The organism is Citrobacter sp. EC_71 (assembly GCF_019584005.1).
Taxonomy (GTDB): domain Bacteria; phylum Pseudomonadota; class Gammaproteobacteria; order Enterobacterales; family Enterobacteriaceae; genus Citrobacter; species Citrobacter werkmanii.
Genome location: NZ_VDAY01000009.1, coordinates 154865 through 169460 on the forward strand (window position 1 = coordinate 154865; position 14596 = coordinate 169460).

The window sequence follows — 14596 nt, forward strand, 5'->3', positions numbered from 1 at the left end:
TCCTTTTAAACAGCCGCCGCAGTGGCGTTATCAATTAAATCCAGCACTTCCTGCGCGGTGCGGCAGGCACGTAAACGGTCGAAATTGGCTTCATCGTCAAACAGATTCACGATCTGCATGATGCCCACTTCCTGATGCGTGTTGGCGTCGACCGCCGCCATCGTGATCAAAATGTCTACCGGGTCGTTATCTTCGTGGTTAAACACCAGCGGGGTTTTCAGCGTCACCAGCGCAAAGCCGGTCTTCTTCACGCCTTCTTCCGGGCGACCGTGCGGCATCGCCAGTCCTGGGGCAATCACAAAGTACGGACCGAACTGTTCTACCCCATCAAGAATGGCCTGGTAGTAGCGCGGTTCAACCACGTCAGCCTTAACCAGCAAATCGACGCCCAGCTTTACCGCTTCCTGCCAGGTGTTGGCCTCAGCCTGTAGAAGGATGGCGTTATTATCTGCCAGCGAATCACGTAATTTCATATGCCGTGTCCTTACTTCACGTCCTGAGGGAAATGCGCTTTGATCACTTCCAGCAGTTTTGGTCCAAAATCGGCGGGCGACAGCATGTTGCGTACGCCAACAACATATTTATTGCCAGTTACGGTAATTTCACCGGCAATATGGGTAGAGGCGATGATGATATCCGCGCCGTTCAGTTCACTTTTGTACTCACCCACTGCGCAGCTGTTCACCGTATGGTCAATATTTGACTGGATTAAAAACTGGTCCACTTTCATCTTCATGATCATGGAACTGCCCTGCCCATTGCCACACACAGCCAGAATACGTACGGTCATAATCGGAACTCCTTATTAAGCAGAGTGTTCTGCCAGTTGTTTTTCTGCGTCTTCCTCAGCGCGCAACGTGCGTCCTGCGAAAAACATATAAGCCAGTGCAATCAGAATAATGACGGCCATAAATACGATGCCGATGGAGGCAAAGCCCTGCATCATCGGCGGCGCCAGAATTGACCAGTCCGCCATCCCCATCCAGGCGCTCATACCGGTGAGTTTCACCGCCCAGACGCAGCCAAAGATTTCAATCATCCCCATCACCAGACAAATCTTGAGCGCCGCGCGCCAGCCGCCAAAGTGATTAGCAAACACGCCGATAGTGGCATTAGAGAAAAACATCGGGATAAAGCCGGGGATTATCAGGATGGAAGAGCCGCAGCCCACGAGGATGCCGACCGCAATCAGTTGGCCGATGGTGCCCCACATGAAGCCCCACACCACCGCGTTGGGAGCAAAGCTGTATATCGCCGCACAGTCAATCGCCAATACCGCACCGGGAATCAGACGCTGCGAGATACCGTTGAACGCTTCTGAAAGTTCGGCGACGAACATACGTACGCCCTGGGTGATGATGAAGATCGCGACGGCAAACGAAAAACCGGTCTGCAGGATGTACACTGTCCAGTGCGTTTTCCCCGCCATTGCCTGAACCACATCAATGCCGAAAGAGAGCAGGATCGCCCCGAAGAAAATGGTCATGACAATCGCGGTCGAAACGATGTTGTCATGGAAGATATTCAGCCAGCCAGGCAGTTTGAGATCTTCTACGCTCTCCTCTTTTTTACCCAGATAAGGCGCGACTTTGTAGGCAATCCATGAAGCGAACTGCTGCTGGTGACCGATGGAAAAACCGCAGCCGTCGGTCACTTCCTGTGTCGGCTTGTACATCATATTGGAGGTAATCCCCCAGTAGAGCGACACCAGCACCGCCGTGCAGATAATGGTGGTCCACATGGAGTAGCCGAATATATAGAAAGAAACCGCAATCAAGCCCGCCTGCTGGAACATGATGTGCCCGGTGAGCATGATGGTGCGAATGCCGGTAATACGCCGTAGCAGTACGTAACAAATGTTCAGCGCCAGCGCCAACAATACGGCGTACCCTACCCAACTGTAGGCATCCCCCATTCGTTCGATGGTTGCCATCATGGAGGCATAGGTATCGGAAATCGCACCATTGATACCGTAAACCTCGGACATCTTCGCCACTACCGGTTTAAACGTGCTGGTCAGAATGCCCGATCCCGCCTGCAGCAGCATAAAACCGATAATCGTTTTGATCGTGCCTTTGATAATAACGCTGACGCTTTTGCGCAACAGGATGTAGCCGAGGCAGGTCACAATACCCAACAGCAACGGCGCGTTGGTCATGACCTGATTAAAAAAGACGGTAAAGATGTTGTAGAGGATCTCCATAACGATCTCCAGTAGACGAAGTTGCTGAACATTCATTACAGATGCTCAGGATGTTGTGTCCCCACTCTAATTTTCAAAAGTAATCACAACAAGATTGAATTTGATTAAATGTGATGGAGTACGCAAATAAATCTCTTACCCGAGACAGGGTTTTATTGAGCATTCATAGAGAAAAAAATAAAACTTATAAAAACAATAAAATACAGAAATAGATTCCTGCAAAGCATCCCGTTACGTTGTGAGTTATAGACGCTTTACGACGGAATCAGAAAAATCCACGCATTGCCTTCTTGATAAATTGATGTCAGTATCAATCAAAACAAATCATAATTTGATTTAATTTGAACCAACATGAAGGTAAATGCGATGAGTAAAGTAAAAAGCATCACGCGCGAATCATGGATTCTGAGCACATTCCCGGAGTGGGGAAGCTGGCTGAATGAAGAGATCGAACAGGAACAGGTCGCACCTGGCACCTTTGCTATGTGGTGGCTTGGCTGTACCGGAATTTGGCTAAAGTCAGAAGGCGGGACTAACGTCTGCGTCGATTTCTGGTGCGGAACAGGTAAGCAAAGTCACGGTAATCCGCTGATGAAAACCGGTCACCAGATGCAACGCATGGCGGGCGTGAAGAAACTGCAGCCAAACCTGCGTACCACGCCGTTTGTGCTTGATCCGTTTGCCATTCGTCAGATCGATGCGGTGCTGGCTACGCACGATCATAACGATCACATCGACGTCAATGTCGCGGCTGCGGTCATGCAGAACTGCGCGGACGACGTGCCGTTTATTGGGCCACAAACCTGTGTGGATCTGTGGGTCGGCTGGGGCGTGCCGAAAGATCGCTGCATCGTGGTAAAACCTGGCGATGTGGTTAAAGTGAAAGATATTGAAATTCACGCGCTTGATGCGTTTGATCGTACCGCGTTGATCACTCTCCCCGCCGATCAGAAAGCGGCGGGCGTGCTGCCGGACGGCATGGACGCGCGCGCCGTTAACTATCTGTTCAAAACGCCAGGCGGCACGCTGTATCACAGCGGCGACTCCCACTACTCCAACTATTATGCAAAACACGGCAACGAGCATCAGATCGACGTCGCGCTCGGATCCTATGGCGAAAACCCGCGTGGCATTACCGACAAGATGACCAGCTCCGACATGCTGCGTATGGCGGAAGCGTTGAATACAAAAGTCGTCATCCCCTTCCATCATGACATCTGGTCAAATTTCCAGGCCGACCCTCAGGAGATTCGCGTATTGTGGGAGATGAAAAAAGATCGTCTGAAGTATGGCTTTAAGCCATTTATCTGGCAGGTCGGTGGCAAATTCACCTGGCCGCTGGATAAAGATAACTTTGAATACCACTATCCACGCGGCTTTGATGATTGTTTCACGATTGAACCGGATCTACCGTTTAAATCCTTCTTGTGATCCACACCAAATGCCGGGCCTAACCCGGCATTTTTTCCCATTTACTTTAGTATTTCCAGGCTATTTCAAATATCATCTTTTCAAATCAATTTGTATCGGAATAGCTCATGACTGAAGCACAAAGACATCAAATATTGCTGGATATGCTGGCGCAGTTGGGCTTTGTTACCGTTGAGAACGTAATTGAGCGCCTGGGTATTTCACCCGCCACAGCCCGCCGGGATATCAACAAACTCGACGAAAGCGGCAAACTCAAGAAAGTTCGCAACGGCGCAGAAGCCATCACTCAGCAGCGCCCGCGCTGGACGCCAATGAATCTGCACCAGGCACAGAACCACGATGAAAAAGTTCGTATTGCCAAGGCCGCATCCCAACTGGTGAATGCGGGTGAAAGCGTGGTGATCAACTGCGGCTCGACCGCCTTCCTGCTCGGACGTGAAATGTGCGGCAAGCCAGTGCAGATCATCACTAATTATCTGCCGCTGGCGAACTATTTGATCGACCAGGAGCATGAGAGCGTGATCATCATGGGAGGGCAATACAACAAAAGCCAATCCATCACGCTTAGCCCGCAAGGTAGTGAAAATAGCCTGTATGCCGGGCACTGGATGTTCACCAGCGGCAAAGGGTTGACCGCAGATGGACTGTATAAAACCGATATGCTGACCGCGATGGCGGAGCAGAAGATGCTTAACGTGGTGGGCAAACTGGTGGTGTTGGTCGATAGCAGTAAGGTCGGTGAACGCGCGGGGATGCTGTTCAGCCGCGCCGATCAAATCGATATGCTGATTACCGGCAAAAATGCGAACCCTGAGATCCTGCAACAGCTCGAAGCTCAGGGCGTGAGCATTATGCGCGTTTAAAGGTGCTGGCGGAAAAACGTCACCGTCGCAGCCAGCGCTTCTGGCGTAATGCGGTGGCGTACGCCTGCTTCCCACAGGCAGGTCAAATTATTGTCCAGACCGGCCTGAATCAGCGCCTGCTGTAAGCGGAAGGTTTCAACGGCCGGTACCACATCATCTTCCTGCCCGTGCCATAGCAGCAACGGCCTGTCGGCCAGGCGTGGCAACTGGTGCGTCACTTCCCATTCGGCCAGCGGCGCGATGAGGGCATCAAACTCAGCCTGCTGTATTGGTGCCTGGACCAATAAAGGCGGAAAAAGCGTCTGCGCAAGCCGGGTAAAGTAGCCCGAACCCATCAGGCTGGCTACACATTTAACCTCGGGATAGCGGGCCATAATGCCCAGGGCCGTCATTCCCCCCATTGACGCCCCGCCTACGGCAAGCCGTTCATCTGACAACCAATTTTCTGCTACCAGCGCCGCACGTAACGTCGAAAACTCCTGCATGTTTTGCTGCAATATGTGCCAAAAGCGGTATATCCGCCCCTGTGCGTCACCCTTGAAGCGGGCACCATGGTCTGGCGCATCTGGCATCACTACCCGGAATCCGGTCTGAGCCAGAGCAACGGCAAAATAGCTGTAGACCAGGCTGGAAGATGTAAATCCGTGATAAAAAATAATACAGGGGAGTGAACAGTCGCGTTTGCCGGCCGGAACGGCGTGCAGAACAGGGATACCCGCCAACTGTCGTGTTTCAATTTCGATCATTTGTCGCCTCTTTCTTTCTGGTATGCCATGCAGCAATACTTAACGCAAGCGAATGTGTTCGACAATGATTCATAATGTTGAGAACTGGGTTACGCTTTCGCAACATTTTCATTCGAAAATCGCGTGAGAGATAACAATTCGGGAACATTCCCCTAAAGCGAAATTAATAAGGCACTACACTATGGCTATCAGGAAACGAGATAGAGTTATGCGTCGGTTTGCCTCTTTGTTGTTGGTTTTATTTTTAAGCGCCTGTAGCGTGCTACAGGGAACGCCGCAACCCGCACCGCCCGTTGCCGACCACCCGCAGGAGATCCGCCGTAACCAGAGTAATGGGTTACAGCGAATAGGGACGGTCAGCGCACTGGTAAGAGGCTCACCGGATGATGCGCTGGCTGAAATCCGCGACAAAGCCGTCGCGGCAAAAGCTGATTATTATGTGGTCTTATTAGTCGATGAGACCATTGTGACAGGCCAATGGTATTCACAAGCGATTTTGTATCGTAAATAACATTGGCTTGAAATTTAGTCAGCTTTACATTGCTTTGCGCCCCTATGCGTTTACCTGTGCACAATAAACCAACAGCAGGAAGCTTGAGGTTTATTATCGCGATGGAATGCCCTGCCGTGTGTAGGGGTACGAATAATGGAGCTGACGATGAAACAATCACTAGCCTTATCCTCACTGCTGCTTTCTACCGGACTGGTAGGTACTACGGCGCAGTCTGCCGAGTTCGCCAGTGCTGACTGTGTTACCGGCCTGAACGAAATAGGGCTGATATCCGTCAGTAACATTGCAGGAAATCCGCAGGATGTAGAACGCGTCGTTGCGTTAAAAGCGGATGAACAAGGCGCCTCATGGTATCGGATCATTCAAATGTATGAAGATCAGCACCCCGATAACTGGCGCGTCCAGGCCATACTCTATGCGTAACAGAATGCCGGATGGCGTAAACTTATCCGGCCTACGTTAACGTAGGCATCATGATAAGACGCGCCAGCGTCGCCATCAGGCATATTATTACCCTACTCCTCCCGTTGCCCGTAGCAACAGATCGTTCTGTACCTGTTCAGACACTCGTCGTCCACCACGCGTATCCAACATCATCTGACACCAGGCCTGCGCCACTGGCGGAGAGGCATAACGCAACATTTGCGCCCCGCAACCGAGCAGGAAAAGCTGCTGCGTAATCTCCCGGCCCAATTCTTCACTGGGTTTACGCAGGTGTTGCTGCAACTGACGAACCATCCGATCGTAATGACGATCCTGTCCTTTGACCTCGGCAAAGGCTTCGCTGAGCATATCGTAAATACCGGGTTGTTTTGTCAGCACCCGCAATACATCAAGGCACATAATGTTGCCGGAGCCTTCCCAGATACTGTTTACCGGCATCTCACGGTACAGACGCGGCAACTCACTCTCCTCGCAATAGCCAGCTCCACCCAATACTTCCATCGCCTCAGCGACAAACGGCATCCCGCTTTTGCAGACAGAATATTTCGCCGCTGGCGTAAACAACCGAGCCCACAGCGCTTCTTTGGCATCAGCGCGGCGGTCCCAGGCCCGTGCCAGCCGAAACAGTAACGCGGTCTGGCCTTCCAACTGGAGCGCCATTCGGCTTAAGACCTGGCGCATCATCGGCTGTTCAATCAATGGCTTGCCAAATACCTGTCGTTGGTGCGCATGATAAATCGCCACGGAAAAGGCACGTCGCATCATGCTATGGCTGCCGAGCGCGCAGTCAAAACGCGTCATACCGCCCATTTTCAGGATATGGCGTATACCTTCACCTTCTTCGCCCAGCAACCAGCCAATGGCATCCTGGAACTCAACCTCACAGCTGGCATTGGAGCGATTGCCTAACTTATCTTTCAGGCGTTCCAGACGGATGGCATTACGCCGTCCATCGGGTAAAAATCGCGGTACAAAAAAGCAGGATAATCCTCCTTTTGCCTGTGCCAGCACCAAATGAGCATCACTTTGCGGCACGGAGAAAAACCACTTATGTCCCACCAACCGATACGAGCCGTCTGCGAGGCGTTCCGCCTGGGTGGTATTGCTCAGCACATCTGAACCCCCCTGTTTCTCGGTCATTCCCATGCCAATCAGCAGCCCACGCTTTTGCCCACCCGGCAGTAAATGCGAGTCATAACGGTCGCTTAGCAACGGCGTAAACCAGTCGTGAAATTGTGAAGGTAGCATCTGCAGTAACAACGGCGTGGCGGCAAAGGTCATGGTCACCGGACACAAAGTGCCTGCCTCCACCTGCGCATGCAGCATGAAACGCGCCGCACGGGCAACAAATGTTCCCTGCCGCGCTTCGTCTTCCCAAGCAAGGTTATGCACGCGGTTGGCGCACAGTCCCTGCATCAGCAAATGCCAGGCAGGATGGAAACGCACATCGTCCAGTCGCTGCCCCTGCGGGTCGTAACGCAAAAGTTCGGGTGGAAAAGCATTTGCCAGGCGACCCAGTTCGAGCGACTCCGCGGTGCCTAGCTGCTGGCCAATACTCGCCAACAGATCGCTGTCCCAGCCCGCTCCTTCGCGGATAACCGCTTCACACAGGGCGCCATCGGACAGGTATAAGTTACTGTTATTGAGCGGTACAGGTTGGTTAAAAACGGTATGCGTTTGCCAGTGCATTGTGTCTCCCTCCTTCAACGGCTGCGCCATTAAGTATGGCCAGCCAGACAAGAGAGTGCCTGGGATGAAGGTCACAAAAAAGCCATCCCAGAGGATGGCTTGAGAGAAATTGAGAATGAATTAGCCGCGCTGACGAACGGCCTCAAACAGGCAGATGCCGGTCGCGACTGAAACGTTTAGCGACGAAACGCTCCCTGCCATCGGGATACTGATCAGTTCGTCACAATGTTCGCGGGTCAGACGACGCATACCTTCACCTTCCGCCCCCATGACCAGCGCCAGACGTCCGGTCATTTTGCTCTGATAGAGAGTATGGTCGGCTTCGCCAGCGGTGCCGACGATCCAGATATTCTCTTCCTGCAGCATACGCATCGTGCGCGCCAGGTTAGTTACGCGGATCAGCGGCACGCTTTCTGCTGCGCCACAGGCCACTTTTTTCGCCGTCGCATTCAACTGTGCAGAGCGATCCTTCGGTACGATAACCGCATGTACACCAGCGGCATCCGCGCTACGCAGGCATGCGCCCAGGTTATGCGGATCGGTGACGCCATCGAGGATCAAAAAGAACGGCTGATCGAGCGCGGCAATCAGATCCGGCAGATCGTTCTCCTGATACTGACGACCCGGCTTCACGCGCGCAATAATCCCTTGATGTACCGCACCCTCGCTTTTCTCATCCAGGAACTGGCGGTTAGCCAACTGAATGACAACGCCCTGCGCTTCCAGGGCATGGATCAGCGGCAGCAGGCGTTTATCTTCACGGCCTTTGAGAATAAAGACGTCCTGGAAGCGCTCAGGCGCACGTTCCAGCAGAGCCTGCACCGCGTGGATGCCGTAAATCATTTCACTCATGAATGTACTCGTTAATAGTTTGTGCGTAACGCCGGGCAACATGACAGTTGCCCGACTTACAGTTTATGGCTGTTATTGTGCGACGTTCTTTTTCGCCGCGCGTTTAGCTTTGGTGGCGGCAGCGATTTTAAGCGTTTTTGCCGATGGCTTTTTCGCTTTTTTATCACCTTTCTTCTCAGCCGTTTTTTTATCCGCCTGAGGTTTGGCTCTGCCTTTCTTCTCGCCGCGGAAAGCGCTGTCCGGCTCGAAATTCACCTTTTTACCCATTTGACGACGTTTACCGGTATTTTTACCTGCATCGCCTTTTTTGGCTTTTTCACGTGCGGTTTTGCCCTCATTGCGCGGCGCACGTTCGCTGGAGATCAAACTGAAATCGATTTTACGCTCGTCCATGTTGACCGCTTCCACGCGAACTTCCACGCGGTCGCCCAGGCGATACATCTGACCGCTTGATTCACCTGTCAGGCGCTGCCCAACCTGGTCAAAGCGATAGTAGTCGTTATCCAGGGAGGAAACATGCACCAGACCGTCGATAAACAGTTCATCAAGACGGACAAAGAAGCCAAACCCGGTCACGCTGGCAATTACGCCTTTAAAGACGTTACCCACCTGATCCAGCATGAAGTCACACTTCAGCCAGTCAGAGACGTCGCGTGTGGCTTCGTCAGCACGGCGTTCGGCCATTGAACAGTGCTGGCCCAGTTGCAGCATCTCTTCCATCGAATAATGGTAGCCACCCGTTTCCGTGGTGTTACCTTTATGGCCCTGCTCCTGCGCCAGTAAATATTTAATTGCACGGTGCAAAGAGAGATCCGGGTAACGACGGATCGGCGAGGTAAAGTGCGCATAAGATTGCAGCGCCAGACCAAAGTGGCCCCGGTTTTCCGGATCGTAAATCGCCTGCTTCATCGAGCGCAGCAGCATAGTTTGCAGCATTTCCGCGTCAGGACGGTCGGCAATCGACTCCAGCAGTTCAGCGTAATCACGCGGCTCGGGTTTATTGCCGCCAGGCAGTTCCAGCCCCAGTTCCGCCAGTACGGAACGGAAGGAGGTAATCGCTTCGGTCGTCGGCTTATCGTGAATACGGAACAACGCTGGCTCTTTGGCTTTCTCAACGAATCGCGCCGCTGAGATGTTCGCCATGATCATGCACTCTTCAATCAGCTTGTGCGCGTCGTTACGCTGCGTCTGCTCGATACGTTCGATACGACGTTCAGCGTTGAAGATAAACTTCGCTTCTTCACTTTCAAACGAGATGCCGCCGCGTTCTTCCCGGGCTTTATCCAGCACTTTGTAGAGATTATGCAGCTCTTCAATGTGTTTCACTAACGGCGCATACTGCTCGCGCAGTTCCTGATCGCCTTGCAGCATATGCCAGACTTTGGTGTAGGTCAGACGCGCATGGGAACTCATTACCGCTTCGTAGAATTTAAAGCCGGTTAACCGACCTTTCGACGAAATTGTCATTTCGCATACCATACACAGGCGATCTACCTGCGGGTTCAGCGAACACAATCCGTTAGACAGCACTTCCGGTAGCATCGGGACAACCTGCGACGGGAAGTAGACAGACGTGCCACGGCTGCGCGCTTCCTGATCCAGCGGAGTCGGCGGACGAACGTAATAGCTTACGTCAGCAATCGCCACCCATAAACGCCAGCCACCGCCGCGTTTCTTCTCGCAGTAAACCGCATCGTCGAAGTCACGCGCATCTTCGCCATCAATAGTGACCAGCGGGAGATCGCGTAGATCGACACGTCCAACTTTCGCTTCTTCCGGCACTTCTTCTTTCAGTCCGGCGACCTGTTTTTCGACTGCCTGTGGCCAGATATACGGGATTTCGTGGGTACGCAGGGCCATATCAACAGCCATGCTGGTGCCCATGTTGTCGCCCAATACTTCAACGATTTTACCCACCGCTTTGGTGCGACGGGTTGGACGCTGGGTCAGCTCAACCACGACCACAAAGCCCATACGAGCCCCCATCACCTGTTCCGGCGGAATAAGGATATCGAAGCTCAGGCGGCTGTCGTCCGGGACGACAAACCCGACCCCAGCGTCGGTGAAGTAGCGGCCGACAATCTGGCTGGTTTTCGGCACCAGTACGCGCACAATACGCGCTTCGCGACGACCTTTACGGTCCGCGCCCAGCGGCTGCGCCAGCACCTGATCGCCATGAATGCAGGTTTTCATCTGCTCGCTGGACAGGTACAGGTCATCTTTGCGGCCTTCGACGCGCAGAAAGCCGTAGCCATCACGGTGGCCAATAACGGTACCTTTCAGCAGGTCAAGACGTTCCGGCAGCGCGTAGCACTGACGACGAGTGAAGACCAGTTGCCCGTCACGCTCCATCGCGCGCAGGCGACGACGCAGCGCTTCTTGCTGTTCTTCACCTTCAATGTTGAGTTCAGCGGCCAGCTCATCGCGGTTGGCCGGTTTTTCACGTTTAGTTAAATGTTCGAGGATAAATTCCCGGCTCGGGATAGGGTTCGCGTATTTTTCAGCTTCGCGTTCCTGGAAAGGATCTTGTGACATCTCGGTTCCTCCGTTGTCATCTCTGATGAAGATTTTCGTCACTCCACCAGCAATAATTTATAAAGCGGTTGATTTTCTTCAACCAAATCAGCAAGTGTGTAGTTGTCCAGTTCCGTGAGAAAACTTTGCACTGCTTTAGAAAGCGCCTGTTTGAGTCGGCAGGCAGGGGTTATGTGGCAAAACTCGCTGCTACAGTTGACCAGCGATAAGGGTTCCAGCTCGCGAACCACATCACCAATACAAATATCCTTAGCGGGTTTACCCAGGCGGATACCGCCATTTTTTCCTCGAATAGCAGTAACAAAGCCCGCCCGGCTAAGTTGATTGATTATTTTGACCATATGATTACGGGACACGCCGTAGACTTCTGTCACCTCAGAAATACTGGTCATACGTCCTTCGGGAAGTGACGCCATGTAGATTAGCGCACGTAATCCGTAATCGGTGAAACTTGTTAACTGCACATCAACCTCAGGAAAAGGGATAAAACGGATAAACCTGGTGGTATTAATTATATTGATGATAAACCAGCCACCAGCCAGGTCGCTAATTTATTTCAGTTCGGGAAGGAAAAAAGCGAGGAACTTACGTGATTTTAAGCCGGATTCTGATGCAAAACGCCTCATCCGGCCTAAGAGAGTGCAAGCGCAGCGCCATCCGACGCTACGCCATAACCAGAATTATGCGTCGAACGGGTCGCGCAGGATCATGGTTTCAGTACGGTCTGGGCCAGTTGAGATAATATCAATCGGCACACCGGTCAGTTCTTCAATACGCTTGATGTAGTTCAGTGCTGCCTGCGGCAGACCGCTACGTTCCTTCACGCCAAAGGTGGATTCAGACCAGCCTGGCATGGTTTCGTAAATCGGCTCGATACCTTTCCAGTCGTCAGCCGCCAGCGGAGTCGTTGTAACTTCACGGCCATCCGGCATACGGTAAGCGACACAGATTTTCACCTCTTTCAAACCGTCCAGCACGTCCAGTTTGGTCAGGCAGAAGCCAGACAGGGAGTTAATCTGTACTGCACGACGTACGGCAACGGAGTCCAGCCAACCGGTACGACGACGACGGCCGGTGGTTGCGCCATACTCGTTACCTTGTTTGCACAGGAACTCACCAACGTCATCAAACAGCTCAGTCGGGAACGGACCTGCGCCGACACGAGTAGAGTAAGCTTTGATGATGCCCAGAACGTAATCCACATAACGTGGACCCAGGCCGGAGCCGGTCGCCACGCCACCCGCAGTGGTGTTGGAGGAGGTTACGTACGGATAGGTACCGTGATCGATATCCAGCAGCGTACCCTGCGCGCCTTCGAACATGACGAAATCGCCACGCTTACGCGCCTGGTCCAGCAGATCGGAAACATCAACAACCATAGAGGTCAGGATGTCGGCAATCGCCATCACATCATCCAGCACTTTCTGGTAGTCAACGGCTTCGACTTTATAAAAATTCACCAACTGGAAGTTGTGATATTCCATCACTTCTTTCAGTTTTTCAGCGAAGGTTGCTTTATCAAACAGATCGCCAACGCGCAGACCGCGACGAGCCACTTTGTCTTCATAAGCCGGACCGATACCACGACCGGTAGTACCGATCGCTTTCTCGCCACGCGCTTTCTCACGAGCGTTATCCAACGCAACGTGATAATCAAGGATCAGCGGACACGCTTCAGACAGCAGCAGGCGCTCGCGAACCGGGATACCACGATCTTCCAGCCCTTTCATTTCTTTCATCAGCGCGGACGGAGACAGTACAACACCGTTACCGATGATGCTGATGACATTCTCGCGAAGAATACCTGATGGAATAAGATGGAGGACGGTTTTTTCACCGTTGATTACGAGAGTATGGCCTGCGTTGTGACCACCCTGGTAGCGCACAACATATTTAGCCCGTTCAGTCAGAAGATCGACGATCTTCCCTTTACCTTCGTCACCCCATTGGGTGCCCAGTACGACGACGTTGTTACCCATTTTTCAAAATCACCGTTTGCTTAAAAATGGATTCTACCACCGCTTTTTCAGATATACAGCACTTTTTGCATGCTAAAATCCGCAAATTAGGCTACTTATTGATCAGCCAATCGTTTTCCTCAACATGTAGTAGACCACAACGCCCGCGACCACAAGACCTCCACCAAAACGACGCAAAGTATTTTCGGGAAGTTGCGCCATCGCGGAGATCATTTTCTTCCATGCGCTGGGATAAAGCATAGGACCCAGGCCTTCCAGCACCAAAACCAAGGCGAGAGCCAGCAAAATTGTGGAATTCATTGCGAGTCCTTATTGTTAGAAACCTGCCTGGTACCAGGCAGGCCTGGTAATCTACACGCTTATTCCACCATCAACCACTAAACATTGGCCGGTAATCCATTGACTCTCTTCATTCAAGAAAAATCGCACAGACGATACTACATCAGCAGGTTGACCAATACGTCTTAGAGGGATTTGACGGGAAAGGGCTTTAAGCTTATCTGTTGGAATAGCGTTAAGCAATTCACTGTCAATAATCCCCGGTGCGATACAGTTAACCCGAATGCCAAACCGCCCGACTTCAAGCGCCAACGATCGGCACAATCCTACCATTGCCGCTTTGCTGGCACTGTATGCCGTTTGCCCCGAATTTCCTCTAACAGCGCCAGACACCGAGGTAATGAATACTATAGACCCCGAATTCATCTCAAACATGGCTGGCAGCAGCTTCTGATGCCAATAAAAAAGCGCATTCAGATTCGTATCCATAACCTTTCGCCAGCGCTCTGCCGTTTGATGAATGTGTAAAGCATCCATCGGAACACCCGCATTATGCACAATGCCATAAGGGGCGCCGTATTGTTCAAGTAACCGCGTTGCCGTTTGGTGAACCTGTTCCTCATTGGTGCCATCACACTGAATCGCCTCAACCAGTCGCCCTTGCCTGCGGCAGTGATCCACGACTTCTGAGGCAGCAATTTCGTTATTTCTCCAGGTGAAAACCACGCGCCAACGCTCGGATAGCGATAGCACCAGCGCTTTGCCAATGCCCCTGCTACCGCCAGTAACCAAAATCCATGGCTGACTCATACTTACCCCAGTTGCTCACAAATATGCTGACACAGCGCAGCGAGAGTAATATCGGGATTATTAATAAACAGCTCGGCTTCCAGCGTAATACCATAGTTACGTTTAATGGCGACCATCATCTCAACATAATCGAGACTATCCAGCTCCAGAGTTCGCAACATCGTTTCTGCAGACAGATCATCCACAGCAACATCCTTCACATCGGCAATTAAATTAACAATATTTGTCCAGACATCCTGAAAATTGCTCATTTA

The 14596-nt window shown here is 52.1% G+C and carries 16 protein-coding genes; 4 read left to right on the forward strand and 12 right to left on the reverse strand.

All coding sequences use genetic code 11. The features are described 5' to 3' along the window. Positions 1–5: 5 nt before the first annotated feature. Genes ulaC through ulaA form a run of 3 tightly spaced genes read right to left on the reverse strand, consistent with a single transcriptional unit; the run spans position 6 to position 2203 of the window. Positions 6–473, reverse strand: coding sequence for a PTS ascorbate transporter subunit IIA (gene ulaC / locus FHD02_RS12350; protein WP_038636563.1), 468 nt, complete (start codon positions 471–473; stop codon positions 6–8). An 11-nt stretch (positions 474–484) separates the two neighbouring features. Next, the gene (gene ulaB / locus FHD02_RS12355) at positions 485–790 is read right to left on the reverse strand and encodes a PTS ascorbate transporter subunit IIB (RefSeq protein ID WP_137361582.1); all 306 of its coding nucleotides are present in this window, start codon (positions 788–790) and stop codon (positions 485–487) included. 15 nt (positions 791–805) lie between these two features. Then, positions 806–2203 (reverse strand): PTS ascorbate transporter subunit IIC, encoded by a 1398-nt coding sequence (gene ulaA, locus FHD02_RS12360; RefSeq protein WP_040232971.1) that lies wholly within the window; start codon positions 2201–2203, stop codon positions 806–808. Between the two features lie 366 nt (positions 2204–2569). Between ulaA and ulaG the strand changes: the two genes are divergently transcribed. Both ulaG and ulaR read left to right on the forward strand, forming a co-directional pair. After that, the gene (gene ulaG, locus FHD02_RS12365) at positions 2570–3634 is read left to right on the forward strand and encodes an L-ascorbate 6-phosphate lactonase (RefSeq protein WP_038636551.1); all 1065 of its coding nucleotides are present in this window, start codon (positions 2570–2572) and stop codon (positions 3632–3634) included. Between the two features lie 107 nt (positions 3635–3741). Continuing rightward, positions 3742–4497 carry an HTH-type transcriptional regulator UlaR gene (gene ulaR, locus FHD02_RS12370; RefSeq protein WP_042312798.1) on the forward strand — a complete coding sequence of 252 codons (756 nt, stop codon included), beginning with the start codon at positions 3742–3744 and terminating at the stop codon, positions 4495–4497. On the opposite strand, the gene yjfP is transcribed toward ulaR, so the two are convergent. After that, positions 4494–5243, reverse strand: coding sequence for an esterase (yjfP, locus tag FHD02_RS12375; protein WP_220393909.1), 750 nt, complete (start codon positions 5241–5243; stop codon positions 4494–4496). The two genes, ulaR and yjfP, sit on opposite strands and share 4 nt — an antisense overlap. Before the next feature lie 181 nt (positions 5244–5424). Here yjfP and bsmA point away from each other — a divergent pair, with 181 nt between their 5' ends. After that, positions 5425–5754 (forward strand): biofilm peroxide resistance protein BsmA, encoded by a 330-nt coding sequence (bsmA, locus tag FHD02_RS12380; protein WP_038636544.1) that lies wholly within the window; start codon positions 5425–5427, stop codon positions 5752–5754. Positions 5755–5901: 147 nt separating this feature from the next. After that, positions 5902–6177 carry a DUF1471 family protease activator YjfN gene (gene yjfN, locus FHD02_RS12385; RefSeq protein WP_077223936.1) on the forward strand — a complete coding sequence of 92 codons (276 nt, stop codon included), beginning with the start codon at positions 5902–5904 and terminating at the stop codon, positions 6175–6177. An 87-nt stretch (positions 6178–6264) separates the two neighbouring features. On the opposite strand, the gene FHD02_RS12390 is transcribed toward yjfN, so the two are convergent. The 8 genes from FHD02_RS12390 to FHD02_RS12425 all read right to left on the reverse strand — a co-directional run bounded on the left by FHD02_RS12390 (position 6265) and on the right by FHD02_RS12425 (position 14593). Next, positions 6265–7887: an isovaleryl-CoA dehydrogenase gene (locus tag FHD02_RS12390; protein WP_220393910.1), complete on the reverse strand. Its 1623-nt coding sequence runs from the start codon at positions 7885–7887 to the stop codon at positions 6265–6267. 120 nt (positions 7888–8007) lie between these two features. Then, positions 8008–8739, reverse strand: a complete 732-nt coding sequence (gene rlmB, locus FHD02_RS12395) for a 23S rRNA (guanosine(2251)-2'-O)-methyltransferase RlmB (protein ID WP_220393911.1) — start codon at positions 8737–8739, stop codon at positions 8008–8010. Between the two features lie 72 nt (positions 8740–8811). Then, on the reverse strand, positions 8812–11274 hold the full coding sequence (rnr, locus tag FHD02_RS12400) for a ribonuclease R (RefSeq protein WP_137397583.1): 2463 nt from the start codon (positions 11272–11274) through the stop codon (positions 8812–8814). Positions 11275–11312: 38 nt separating this feature from the next. After that, a complete protein-coding gene (nsrR, locus tag FHD02_RS12405) occupies positions 11313–11738 on the reverse strand; it encodes a nitric oxide-sensing transcriptional repressor NsrR (protein ID WP_038636528.1) in 426 nt (141 codons plus the stop codon). Positions 11739–11954: 216 nt separating this feature from the next. Further along, the gene (gene purA, locus FHD02_RS12410) at positions 11955–13253 is read right to left on the reverse strand and encodes an adenylosuccinate synthase (RefSeq protein ID WP_003025606.1); all 1299 of its coding nucleotides are present in this window, start codon (positions 13251–13253) and stop codon (positions 11955–11957) included. A 102-nt stretch (positions 13254–13355) separates the two neighbouring features. Continuing rightward, the gene (locus tag FHD02_RS12415) at positions 13356–13553 is read right to left on the reverse strand and encodes a DUF2065 family protein (RefSeq protein ID WP_042312802.1); all 198 of its coding nucleotides are present in this window, start codon (positions 13551–13553) and stop codon (positions 13356–13358) included. Positions 13554–13604: 51 nt separating this feature from the next. Further along, complete coding sequence (locus tag FHD02_RS12420; RefSeq protein ID WP_220393912.1) at positions 13605–14342, reverse strand: SDR family NAD(P)-dependent oxidoreductase; 738 nt, start codon at positions 14340–14342, stop codon at positions 13605–13607. A 2-nt stretch (positions 14343–14344) separates the two neighbouring features. Continuing rightward, positions 14345–14593 carry an acyl carrier protein gene (locus FHD02_RS12425; RefSeq protein ID WP_137361587.1) on the reverse strand — a complete coding sequence of 83 codons (249 nt, stop codon included), beginning with the start codon at positions 14591–14593 and terminating at the stop codon, positions 14345–14347. Positions 14594–14596: the final 3 nt, after the last annotated feature.

Coding starts and splice junctions, on each gene's coding strand:
- ulaC (WP_038636563.1), bottom strand. CDS start 473: ATGAAATTACGTGATTCGCTGGCAGATAATAACGCCATCCTTCTACAG.
- ulaB (WP_137361582.1), bottom strand. CDS start 790: ATGACCGTACGTATTCTGGCTGTGTGTGGCAATGGGCAGGGCAGTTCC.
- ulaA (WP_040232971.1), bottom strand. CDS start 2,203: ATGGAGATCCTCTACAACATCTTTACCGTCTTTTTTAATCAGGTCATG.
- ulaG (WP_038636551.1), top strand. CDS start 2,570: ATGAGTAAAGTAAAAAGCATCACGCGCGAATCATGGATTCTGAGCACA.
- ulaR (WP_042312798.1), top strand. CDS start 3,742: ATGACTGAAGCACAAAGACATCAAATATTGCTGGATATGCTGGCGCAG.
- yjfP (WP_220393909.1), bottom strand. CDS start 5,243: ATGATCGAAATTGAAACACGACAGTTGGCGGGTATCCCTGTTCTGCAC.
- bsmA (WP_038636544.1), top strand. CDS start 5,425: ATGGCTATCAGGAAACGAGATAGAGTTATGCGTCGGTTTGCCTCTTTG.
- yjfN (WP_077223936.1), top strand. CDS start 5,902: ATGAAACAATCACTAGCCTTATCCTCACTGCTGCTTTCTACCGGACTG.
- FHD02_RS12390 (WP_220393910.1), bottom strand. CDS start 7,887: ATGCACTGGCAAACGCATACCGTTTTTAACCAACCTGTACCGCTCAAT.
- rlmB (WP_220393911.1), bottom strand. CDS start 8,739: ATGAGTGAAATGATTTACGGCATCCACGCGGTGCAGGCTCTGCTGGAA.
- rnr (WP_137397583.1), bottom strand. CDS start 11,274: ATGTCACAAGATCCTTTCCAGGAACGCGAAGCTGAAAAATACGCGAAC.
- purA (WP_003025606.1), bottom strand. CDS start 13,253: ATGGGTAACAACGTCGTCGTACTGGGCACCCAATGGGGTGACGAAGGT.
- FHD02_RS12415 (WP_042312802.1), bottom strand. CDS start 13,553: ATGAATTCCACAATTTTGCTGGCTCTCGCCTTGGTTTTGGTGCTGGAA.
- FHD02_RS12420 (WP_220393912.1), bottom strand. CDS start 14,342: ATGAGTCAGCCATGGATTTTGGTTACTGGCGGTAGCAGGGGCATTGGC.
- FHD02_RS12425 (WP_137361587.1), bottom strand. CDS start 14,593: ATGAGCAATTTTCAGGATGTCTGGACAAATATTGTTAATTTAATTGCC.